The sequence below is a fragment of the Corynebacterium sp. Marseille-P3884 genome (genome assembly GCF_017942225.1).
Classification (GTDB): domain Bacteria; phylum Actinomycetota; class Actinomycetes; order Mycobacteriales; family Mycobacteriaceae; genus Corynebacterium.
On record NZ_JAGKSD010000024.1, the window covers coordinates 16,515 to 27,158 of the forward strand.

Consider the following 10,644-nt stretch of genomic DNA (forward strand, 5'->3'; position numbering starts at 1 on the left):
TTCCTACAAAGCGCAGGAGACGCATCCTTCGACCTCGGTTCCTTGGAGCGCGGATTGGCGTAAACGGATGTAGTACAAGGTCTTGATTCCGGCTTTCCAGGCGTATATTTGTGCCCTGTTGATGTCCCGCGTAGTGGTATCAGCAGTAAAGAACAAGGTCAGTGAAAGCCCTTGGTCTACGTGCTGCGTGGCCATGGCGTAGGTATCAATGATCTTTTCGTAACCCACGGCGTAGGAGTCATCGAAATACTCCAGGTTGTCGTTGGTCATTTCCGGTGCGGGGTAGTACACACGCCCCAGGCGTCCTTCCTTGCGGATTTCAATCTTGGAGGCAATTGGGTGGATGGACGCGGTGGAGTCATTGATGTAGGAAATTGATCCAGTGGGCGGAACTGCCTGCAGGTAGGCGTTGTAGATACCGTCTTGCATCACTTGATTCTTGAGCCGTAGCCAATCCTCGCGTTGGGGGATCTGCACGCCTGCTTCGTGGAAGAGCTGTTTTACGTGTTCAGTGGCTGGCGCCCAGTCTTGGTCGATGTATTTGTCAAAGTAGGCGCCAGTGGCATAGGTGGATTCTTCGAAGCCTGTGAATCGTTGACCTTTTTCAACCGCGAGTGCATGGGATGCGCGTAGCGCATGGTAGGTCACCGTGAGGAAATAAATATTTGTAAAGTCCAGTGCCTCGGCGCAGCCATAAGGAATACGCTTGGAAGCCAGGAAACCGTGAAGATTCATTTGACCCAACCCGATGGCATGCATGGATGCATTACCGTGAGCGATGGAAGGAACAGCTTCGATATTTGTTAGGTCTGAAACCTTCGTGAGAGCGCGCACCGCGGTTTCAACAGTTTTTCCAAAGTCCGGTGATTCAAAAGCTTTAGCGATGTTGAGCGACCCTAGGTTGCAGGAAATGTCCTGGCCAACGGTGGTGTAGTCACCTGAAGCGCCGTAGGTGGATGGCGTGTTGACCTGGAGGATTTCACTACACAGATTGGACATATTGATATGTCCTTTGAGGGGATTAGCGCGGTTGACCGTATCCTCAAAGAGTATGTAGGGGTACCCAGATTCAAACTGAAGCTCAGCCAGTGTGGTGAAAAACTCGCGGGCGTTGATGGTCGTATGAGAAATTCGCGGATTGGAAACCAACTCGTCGTAATTCTTGGTGATAGACATGTCAGACATGGCTACTCCGTACTCGCGAGCGATGTCATACGGGCTAAAAAGATGCATATCCTTGTTTTCTTTGGCCAGCCGGAAGGTTATATCTGGAATAACAACCCCCAGCGAAAGAGTCTTGATGCGAACTTTTTCGTCGGCATTTTCCCGCTTGGTATCCAAGAAGCGAAGAATATCTGGGTGGTGAGCATGCAGATAAACGGCTCCAGCGCCCTGCCGAGCTCCCAACTGGTTGGCATAGCTGAAACTATCTTCGAGAATTTTCATGACTGGGACTACGCCGGAAGCTTGGTTTTCAATCTTTTTGATTGGGGCTCCGGATTCGCGCAGATTGCTCAGTAACAAGGCCACGCCACCGCCGCGCTTTGAAAGTTGCAGTGCCGAGTTCACGCTGCGGCCTATGCTTTCCAAATTGTCTTCAATTCGCAGGAGGAAGCAGGAGACCATTTCGCCGCGCTGGGCTTTTCCTGCGTTGAGAAAAGTCGGGGTGGCGGGCTGGAAGCGTCCGGTCATGATGTCATCCACCAGCTTTTCTGCGAGCTCTTCGTCGCCCTGTGCAAGGTATAAAGCTGTGGTGGTGACGCGTTCTTCATAGCCTTCAAGAAATCGCGAGCCATCAAAGGTTTTCAGTGCATATGAAGTGAAGAACTTAAATGCGCCGAGGAAGGTGCGGAACTGATGCTTGGCTCGGTGCGCTTTGTCGTACATGGTGTGCAGAAAATCGTCATCATAAAGCTCAAGAAATTCCTGCTCGTAGTACTCGTTATTAACCAACCACTCCAAGCGTTGCTTGGTGGAATCAAACTGATGCATGCGGGGAGTGACATGGTGGGCGATGTAGTCCTGTGCTGCCTGAATATCCTTGTCGAACTGGATTCTTCCAGAAGCGTCGAATAGGTTCAGCTGCGCGTTGAGTGCGTGGTAGCTCTTGCGCTTGCCGATACCGCCGGCATCGTCTGCTGAAGCGGTGCGGGGTGTAGTGCCGATTTGCTGTGTGGGGGTGGCCTCTAGGGGTGGCATTGTGGTTTCCAATCTGTGTGTTGTGGATGTGGTCTTCATCTTGTGAGGGATAAATGGGGTGTAACTGTTAGTTGCTTTGCTGCTCCCAAAACTTGTGAAGGCCCTGCTTTACCGCGGCAACGTCCTTCTGTGTGCCGAGTAGCTCGAAGTGGTACAGCTCAGGAACCTGGCACTTGGCAGAAATGATGCGGCCGGCGACGCAGTAAGCGCTTCCGAAGTTGGTATTCCCTGAGGTAATAACGCCCCGGATAAAGGAACGGTTGATTGGCTCATTGAGGAAGTCGATGACCTGTTTGGGGACTGCGCGTTTGAGCGAGCCACCGCCGTAGGTGGGAACGATGAGTACGTACGGGTGTGAAACCTGGATCATTCCGGTTTTCTTGGGCCGCAGTGGAATGCGCACCGCGGGTCTATCTAAGCGTTCTACGAATCTCTTTGTGTTCTCAGAAACGCTGGAAAAGTACACCAAATCTGGTGAGTCTGACACGGCACTCCTGCTCATTCTGGCATTAACCATAAGTGGGATAGGTGATGATCAAAAAGACTAACTACGTCATGCCGTAGTTTCAAACTACGTCGGAACGAAGTTTTGAAAAGAGCAGGTAGAGGTATGATTTATAAAAAGGGGAAGGGCTACAGGCTGTGGCGCGCTACGAACACTGCGTCGGTAGCGGGGCGCCCAAGTACTACCCACTTAGTGCTACCGGCTACCTGTACTTCGAGCGATTCTGAAAAGGGCGCTCCTTCGCGCGTGGTTAGAACAGCTCCGGTGACGATGCCGTGCTCTTCAAGGAAGGCCAGCAATTGTGGGTCGGAATCAGAAATGCGTTCCACGGTCATCTGCGGTTGTGCACCGCTGTCGGTGAGACGGTGCGCACTGGGGATTAAACCGGCCTGGGTTGGTGAGAGGGCATGATGTAACACAGGAGGAACATCATGGCTATCAGCCCCTACGACCAGGAGACCCGCCAGCGGGCGGTGCGTCTGTACTTTGAGGAGCTTGCTGACGGCGCTTCATCCAANGCGGAAGGACGTGACGTTCTCGCACCAGAAGGGGTGGTCTCTGTCTCTTATACCCGAGTGCCGCGGTCGCGGCGGTCGTCGCGGCGGCACCGCTGGCGCATTCGGTCGTCCGGGTGGCGCACCTGGCAAGGGACGTAAGTCCAAGCGTCAGAAGCGCCACGAGTACGAGGAGATGCACGCACCGAACGTCGTGGGCGGCGTCCGTCTGCCGGATGGCGGTGGCAAGACCGTGCGTCTGCGTCAGGGCGCGACCCTGTCCGACCTGGCCGAGAAAATCGGCACCGAGGCATCGAACCTCGTCCAGGCGCTGTTCAACCTGGGCGAGATGGTGACGGCGACGCAGTCTGTCTCCGAGGAGACGCTGCAGCTGCTGGGCGCCGAGATCAACTACGAGGTGCAGATCGTCTCGCCGGAGGACGAGGACCGCGAGCTGCTCGAGTCCTTCGACCTCCAGTTCGGCGAGGACGAGGGCGGCGAAGAGGCCCTCGAGCAGCGCCCGCCGGTGGTGTCCGTCATGGGTCACGTCGACCACGGTAAGACGCGACTGTTGGACTCGATCCGCAACGCGAACGTGGGTCGCGGCGAGGCCGGCGGCATTACCCAGGGCATCGGCGCGTACCAGACCGAGGTCACCCTGGACGACGAGCCGCGCAAGATCACGTTCCTGGATACCCCGGGTCACGAGGCGTTTACCGCTATGCGTGCCCGCGGTGCCAAGTCGACCGACCTTGCCATCCTCGTTGTGGCGGCGGACGACGGCGTGATGCCGCAGACCGTTGAGGCGATCAACCACGCCAAGGCGGCGGAGCTGCCGATCGTGGTCGCCGTGAACAAGGTGGATAAGCCGGAGGCTCAGCCGGACAAGATCCGCGGTCAGCTGACCGAGTACGACCTTGTTCCGGAGGAGTACGGCGGCGACACGATGTTCATCGACATCTCCGCTAAGCAGGGCACCGGTATCGACGACCTGCTCGAGGCAGTCCTGCTCACCGCAGATGCCGCACTTGAGCTGACGGCGAACCCGGACATGGACGCTCAGGGTCTGGCCATCGAGTCCCATCTGGACCGCGGCCGCGGCCCGGTCTCCACGGTCATCGTTCAGCGCGGTACGCTGCGCGTCGGCGATTCCATCGTCGTCGGTGGCAATTTCGGTCGCGTGCGCCGCATGATCGACGAGTGGGGCAACGACGTCGAAGAGGCAGGCCCGTCCTGCCCGGTTCAGGTCCAGGGCCTCAACGGTGTCCCGGGCCCGGGCGACAACCTGCTCGTGGTCGAGGACGACCGCGTGGCGCGCCAGATCGCTGCGCAGCGTGACGCGCGCCAGCGCGCCGCGATGCAGGCGCGCAAGAAGAAGCGTGTCTCCCTGGAGAACCTGGATCAGGCGCTCAAGGAGACCAGCACGCTCAACCTCATCCTCAAGGGCGACAACGCCGGTTCGGTGGAGGCCCTCGAGGAGGCGCTGCTCAAGATCGAGGTGGACGACGAGGTGCAGGTCAACATCATCGACCGCGGCGTCGGTGCTGTGACCCAGACCAACGTGTCGCTGGCTGCGGCTTCCGACGCGGTGATCATCGCCTTCAACGTCCGTTCCGAGGGCAAGGCCACGGAGGAAGCCAACGAGGAGGGCGTGGAGATCCGCTACTACTCGGTGATCTACCAGGTCATCGACGAGATGGAGGCAGCGCTCAAGGGCATGCTCAAGCCCATCTACGAAGAGCGCGACCTCGGTACCGCGGAGATCCGCCAGATCTTCAAGGCATCCGCTGTCGGCCTCATCGCGGGCTGCATGGTCACGTCCGGCAAGGTCAAGCGCGGGTCGAAGGTTCGCCTCGTGCGCGACGGCAACGTGGTCACGCCGGATGCGACGATCGATTCGCTCCGCCGCGAGAAGGACGACGTCACCGAGGTGGACAAGGGTTACGAGTGCGGCATGGTGCTGTCCTACCCGGACATCCAGGTCGACGACGAGATCCAGGTCTACGAGATGGTCGAGGTTCCGCGTTCCTAACGCACACGCCGCTTATCGACGGCTCCGTTTCACCCACGCCCCGCTGGCTTCCACGCCCGCGGGGCGTGGGTGTTGGTGAGGGGCGCTACACTAGGGAAGCTGATTTTGGAGAGCAGGAAGGGGAATCACTGTGGCTGATAACACTCGCGCGCAGCGTTTGGCCAAGCGGATTCAGACAATCGTGGCCAGCGCCATCGAGCGCCAGATCAAGGACCGCCGTCTGGAGCTGGTGACCGTCACGGATGTCCGCGTCACCGGCGACCTGCACGATGCGACTGTGTTTTACACGGTCCGCGGCGCAGACATCGATGACGAGCCCGACCTGGACCAGGCCGCCGAGGCGCTGCACCGCGCCCGCGGCCAGCTCCGCAAGATCATGGGCGATGAGCTGGGTGTCCGGTTCACCCCGACGCTGAGCTTCGAGGTGGATACGGTGCCGGAGGCGTCGGCACGCATGGAAGAGCTGCTGGCGCGCGCCCGGGCCCGCGACGAAGAGCTCGCGGAGCTGAAGAAGAACGCCACACCGGCGGGTGACGCTGATCCGTACAAGACGAGGGACGAATAGATGGCGGCCAACCATCTCTTCGCGCCCGGGGAGGGCGAATTCGCGGCCGTGGCGGCGCGTCTGAAAGACGCTGAGAAAGTGCATGTGGTCACACACATCCGTCCCGATGCAGATGCCGTTGGTTCGGCCTCGGCTCTGGCTTTGTCGTTGCGCACGCTCGGCGTCACGGTGGATGTGCGTATCGGGCAGAATTCGCCGTGGCCGGAAAATCTCTCCACGATCCCTGGTGTGAACGAGGTCATTCTCGGCGACGAACTGCCCGAAGACGGACTGGTGGTCACCACCGACTGCGCGTCGCTGGACCGCACTGGGCGTCTGCGCCCGGCGTTGGAGGCGGATCCGTCGCGCGTAATCGTGATCGACCACCACGCGTCCAACCCGGGTTTCGGCGGCATGAACCTGATTCTTCCGTCGGAGTCGACGACGGTGATCATCCGCGAGCTCATGCACTACCTGGGCGTCGAGCTGACCCCGGACATCGCGTACTGCCTGTACGCAGGCCTGGTCACCGACACCGGCAGCTTCCGCTGGGGCACTCCGCGCATGCACCGTCTGGCCGCCGAGCTGCTCGACAACGGTGTGGAGCCGCGGCAGGCGGGCATGGACTTGATGGACGCGGTCTCGGCCGAGGACCTGAAGCTCATGGGCGAGGTCATGGCTGGCATGCAAACGCTCGCCGCCGGCACGCTGACCATGTCCGTGCTGCGCATCGACGACAGCCATCTATCCGGCATGAACCAGACCGCTGTGGAGTCCATCATCGAGTATTCGCGCGCTTTGACAGGCAGCGATATCGGTGTGGTGTTCAAGGAAATCCACCCCGGTTACTGGTCGGTGTCGCTGCGCTCGACGGTGGTGAATGTCGCGGAAGTCGCGGCTGCGCACGGAGGTGGCGGGCATGTCCCGGCGGCCGGGTATTCCGTGGCGGGGCCGGTCGACGACGGGATCGAGGCGCTGCGCCGCACCGTTGAGGAGATGGCCTCGGCGCTGTGACGGACACCGACACGACTTCTCAGACACCTATCGACACCACGGTGACGCTGCGCCGCGTTCTGGCGCTCGCGTTGCCGGCGCTCGGTGTGCTCGCTGCGAATCCGCTGTACCTGCTGTTGGACACCGCGGTGATCGGCCGGTTGGGCGCCGGCGAACTGGCTGCGTTGGCGGCGGGTGCCACGGTGCAGTCGACGGTGACGACTCAGTTGACGTTCCTGTCCTATGGCACGACTGCCCGATCGGCACGGTTCTACGGGGCCGGGAAGACGCAGCGTGCCATTGCAGAGGGTGTCCAGGCCACGTGGGTGGCGCTCGGCGTCGGATTGCTGCTCGCTTCCTTGGTATGGATTTTTGCGCACCCGATCGCGCTGTTTCTCACCAACGATCCGGCTACGGCCGACATGGCGGTGCGTTGGATGCGCGTGGCAGCGCTGGCGATTCCCCTGACGCTGATCATCATGGCTGGCAACGGGTGGTTGCGTGGGATACAGAACACCAAGCTGCCGTTCTATCTGACGCTGTGCGGCCTGATTCCCGGGGCGGCGGCACTGCCATTTTTGGTGGCTCGGTTCGGTCTGGTCGGTTCAGCGGTGGCCAATGTCATCGGCATGGGGCTGACCGCGGCAGGGTTTTTGGGCGCGCTGATTCACGTTCACAAGGGGTCGTGGAAGCCGGACGGAAAAGTCATCGCCCGGCAGCTGGTGCTCGGCCGGGATCTGATTCTGCGGTCGTTGTCGTTCCAGGTCGCTTTCGTGTCCGCGGCGGCGGTGGCAGGCCGGGTGAGTGTCGCCGCGCTGGCGGCGCACCAGGTGATGCTGCAACTGTGGAATTTCCTGACGCTCGTGCTCGACTCGCTGGCGATTGCGGCGCAGACGCTCACGGGCTCGGCGTTGGGGACGGGGCGTATCGACGATGCCCGCGCCGTCGGCGAGAAAGCCACCCGCCTGTCGCTGTGGTTCGCACTCACATTGGCGGGTGTCTTCGCCATCGGCGGACCGTTCATCCGCCGGCTGTTCACCACCGATGAGGCGGTTCTGGGCGCGATGGCGGTGCCGTGGTGGCTGCTCATCGCGATGATCGCTGCAGGCGGTGTCCTGTTCGCGCTCGACGGCGTGTTGCTGGGCGCGGGGGATGCGGCGTTCTTGCGCACCCTCACCCTCGGTTCGGTGCTGCTCGGCTTCCTGCCGGGCATCGCCATCGCATACTGGGCTGAGACCGGTTTGGCCGGTATCTGGTGCGGCCTGACCGCGATGGTGGTGCTGCGTCTGGTGGGTGATGTGTGGCGTTTCTACTCCATGCGGTGGGCGAAAATCGATACGCCGGAAGACTAAAAAGGAAGACATGACTACGACACTGTGGGCCGTTTCGGACCTTCACGCCGCTGTGAAGGCCAACCGTCCGCGCGTCGATGACATTGTGCCGGCGGACCCGTCCGACTGGCTGATTGTCGCCGGCGATGTCGCCGAGCGCACGGAGTTAGTCGTCCAGGTCATGGCGAAGCTGACGCAGCGTTTCGACACGGTGATCTGGGTACCGGGAAACCACGAACTCTTCGCCCGCGGCACGGACCGCTACAAAGGCCGTGAGAAATACACCGACCTGGTCAACCGGCTGCGCGGCCTCGGAGTCATCACGCCGGAGGATCCGTACCCGGTCTTCGGCGGGGTGACCATCGTGCCGCTTTTCACGCTCTACGACTATTCGTTCCGTCCGCCCACCTTAACGGTGGAGGAGGCGCTCGCCGCGGCGAAGAAGAACGAGGTCGTGTTCACCGACGAGGTGGCCATCGCGCCGTTCACGGATATCCGCGCTTGGTGCTGGGACCGGCTGGCGTATTCGACGCGGCGGCTCTCGCGTATCGACGGCCCGACGATCCTCATCAATCACTGGCCCCTCGTGCAGGAACCGACCGACAAGATGTGGTGGCGCGAAGCTGCCCTGTGGTGCGGCACCCGGCACACCAGGGGGTGGGCGACGCGGTACAACGCTCAGGCCGTCATCTACGGGCACCTGCACATGCCCGGCGTGCAGACAATCGACGGGGTGGACCACGTCGAAGTCTCATTGGGGTACCCCGACGAGTGGAGGCGCAGGAAAAATCCACCGGCATGGCCGTATCCGGTGATGGAGGTGGAGCGGTGATCGTCGAAAAGCTCTTTCCTGCTCCCGCGCGCGTGGTGTTCATGCGCACGGATTCCAATGGTGACCTGACGAATTACAACGAGCTGCACCCGGCCGAGCGTGTGGTGGTCAGCCGCGCGGTGGACAACCGCAAAGGCGAATTCGGCGACGCGCGCTGGTGCGCCCACCGTGCGCTGGAGGAGCTGGGGATGGAATCCGAAAGCGCGATCCTGAAAGGGGAGAAGGGGATGCCGCTGTGGCCGGAGGGCTACACGGGTTCACTGACCCACACCGACGGGTTGCGTATCGCAGTGGCGGCGCCGACGGACGCGCTACGTTCGGTGGGCATCGACGCGGAACCCGCCGAGCCGCTGCCGGAGGGCGTGCTCGACCAGATCACCCGGTCGCCGGAGCGGCACTGGGTCGACGTGCAAAAGGCCGCGGGCAACGACTGGGCCGACCGCTTGCTGTTCTGTGCTAAGGAGGCCACCTACAAGGCGTGGTTCCCGATCACGCTGCGGTGGCTGGGCTTCGAGGACGCCGAGATCGAGATCCGCCCCGACGGAACTTTCATCTCCTACCTACTCGTCCGGCCGACGCCTGTGCCGTACATCCGCGGGCGCTGGGTGGTGCGCGACGGCTACGTCTGTGCATCGACGTTCGTGCCGGCGCACAAGCGCCTTACCCCAGCATGAACTGGTAATTCAAACCCTGTTCAGCCACGTATCGTGGTTTCATCCGCACCAACATCAACAGCTTGGTCGCTTGCTGGCGGCCACGGTTACACCACACTATGGGACGCAACCGCGTGCGTGCGCTGGGCCTTTTACATGTGTGTCGCCGATGGCGACCGAAACCCCGGATTCAGGTAACTCAACAATGAGTGTGAATCCGGGGTTTGTGTCTTGGCTAAAGCCCTCTAGAAGTCTTCAAGAACTTCGTAGAGGGCGTGTGGGTGCTGGCCGGGGCTTACTTCGCCGTAGCTAGTTGTGCTTGGTTGTTAAGGCCACGTCGACCAACTGCAGGAAGCGCATAACGTAGTCTTTGACAAAGCTTGCGGTGCGTTCGTTGAGATGACCGGAGTCTTCGAAAAGGGTGGGAGATTGGCCAAGGAATACTTCGGGCTGCCCAGGAAGTGGCATGTCGAAATAGGACAGAGCGAGGCGGAGGTTCTTCTGTGAACTGTAGCCGCCCATCCGGCCTACAGAATGGCTAATGATACCTGCGGGAAGGTTCCTCCAAGCCACATCTGAGTTGGGCTTAGAACCGATGTCCACTGCGTTCTTGAGGCAGGCGGGGATAGTGCGGTTATTTTCTGGGGTAATAAAGAGGATCCCGCTCGAGGATTTGATGGTGTCGCGGAAGGTGGTGTACTCAGCCGGAATCGGCTTGTCCGTGACCGAGGGATCATCGTAGTCGAAGTCATAGAGCGGCAAGTCACGGATTTCAACGATGTCTGCCTGGTAGTTTTCAGGGATCATTGTGAGCACTTCGTGTGCAATCTTGCGCGCAAATGACCCGCGGCGCAGGCTGCCGACGATAACACTAATACGTGGGGTAGTCATGGTAGACCTTTCTTCTTATCTGGGTGTAGGGGAGTGTGGTCAAGGAGAGTGTCCGATTGTTTGTGTGCGGGGGCTTGGTTTACAAGTAGTCCGCGAATCGGTCAGGGTAAGCCACGGCTAGTTGGTTGATGGCTTGTTTCCATCCGGTGGCTTTCGCTCCTTCAATATAG

At 60.5% G+C, this 10,644-nt stretch carries 9 protein-coding genes and 1 pseudogene; 6 read left to right on the forward strand and 4 right to left on the reverse strand.

The annotated features are described in order from the left end of the window. Positions 1-3 precede the first annotated feature (3 nt). The 3 genes from nrdE to J5Y21_RS11850 all read right to left on the reverse strand — a co-directional run bounded on the left by nrdE (position 4) and on the right by J5Y21_RS11850 (position 3,039). Entirely contained in the window at positions 4-2,199 is a 2,196-nt protein-coding gene (nrdE, locus tag J5Y21_RS11285; RefSeq protein ID WP_210575951.1) for a class 1b ribonucleoside-diphosphate reductase subunit alpha, read from the reverse strand. Between the two features lie 67 nt (positions 2,200-2,266). Then, a complete protein-coding gene (gene nrdI / locus J5Y21_RS11290) occupies positions 2,267-2,716 on the reverse strand; it encodes a class Ib ribonucleoside-diphosphate reductase assembly flavoprotein NrdI (RefSeq protein ID WP_282597891.1) in 450 nt (149 codons plus the stop codon). 116 nt (positions 2,717-2,832) lie between these two features. Further along, positions 2,833-3,039, reverse strand: a complete 207-nt coding sequence (locus tag J5Y21_RS11850; RefSeq protein ID WP_246875193.1) for a FeoA family protein — start codon at positions 3,037-3,039, stop codon at positions 2,833-2,835. A gap of 244 nt (positions 3,040-3,283) precedes the next feature. Between J5Y21_RS11850 and infB the strand changes: the two are divergent. The 6 genes and pseudogenes from infB to J5Y21_RS11325 all read left to right on the forward strand — a co-directional run. Beyond that, a pseudogene (gene infB, locus J5Y21_RS11300) lies at positions 3,284-5,230 on the forward strand (translation initiation factor IF-2); the annotation flags it as partial. Between the two features lie 130 nt (positions 5,231-5,360). Next, the gene (gene rbfA / locus J5Y21_RS11305; RefSeq protein WP_210575924.1) at positions 5,361-5,795 is read left to right on the forward strand and encodes a 30S ribosome-binding factor RbfA; all 435 of its coding nucleotides are present in this window, start codon (positions 5,361-5,363) and stop codon (positions 5,793-5,795) included. Continuing rightward, on the forward strand, positions 5,796-6,788 hold the full coding sequence (locus J5Y21_RS11310; RefSeq protein WP_210575927.1) for a bifunctional oligoribonuclease/PAP phosphatase NrnA: 993 nt from the start codon (positions 5,796-5,798) through the stop codon (positions 6,786-6,788). Beyond that, positions 6,785-8,119 (forward strand): MATE family efflux transporter, encoded by a 1,335-nt coding sequence (locus tag J5Y21_RS11315; protein ID WP_349236998.1) that lies wholly within the window; start codon positions 6,785-6,787, stop codon positions 8,117-8,119. Before J5Y21_RS11310 ends, J5Y21_RS11315 begins: the two co-directional genes overlap by 4 nt. Before the next feature lie 10 nt (positions 8,120-8,129). Next, positions 8,130-8,930, forward strand: coding sequence for a metallophosphoesterase (locus tag J5Y21_RS11320; RefSeq protein ID WP_210575936.1), 801 nt, complete (start codon positions 8,130-8,132; stop codon positions 8,928-8,930). After that, positions 8,927-9,604, forward strand: a complete 678-nt coding sequence (locus tag J5Y21_RS11325) for a 4'-phosphopantetheinyl transferase superfamily protein (protein WP_210575962.1) — start codon at positions 8,927-8,929, stop codon at positions 9,602-9,604. The genes J5Y21_RS11320 and J5Y21_RS11325 overlap by 4 nt, the downstream gene beginning before the upstream one ends. 288 nt (positions 9,605-9,892) lie before the next feature. Here J5Y21_RS11325 and J5Y21_RS11330 read toward each other — a convergent pair whose 3' ends face one another. After that, positions 9,893-10,474, reverse strand: a complete 582-nt coding sequence (locus J5Y21_RS11330; protein ID WP_210575937.1) for an NADPH-dependent FMN reductase — start codon at positions 10,472-10,474, stop codon at positions 9,893-9,895. Between the last annotated feature and the right edge of the window lie 170 nt (positions 10,475-10,644).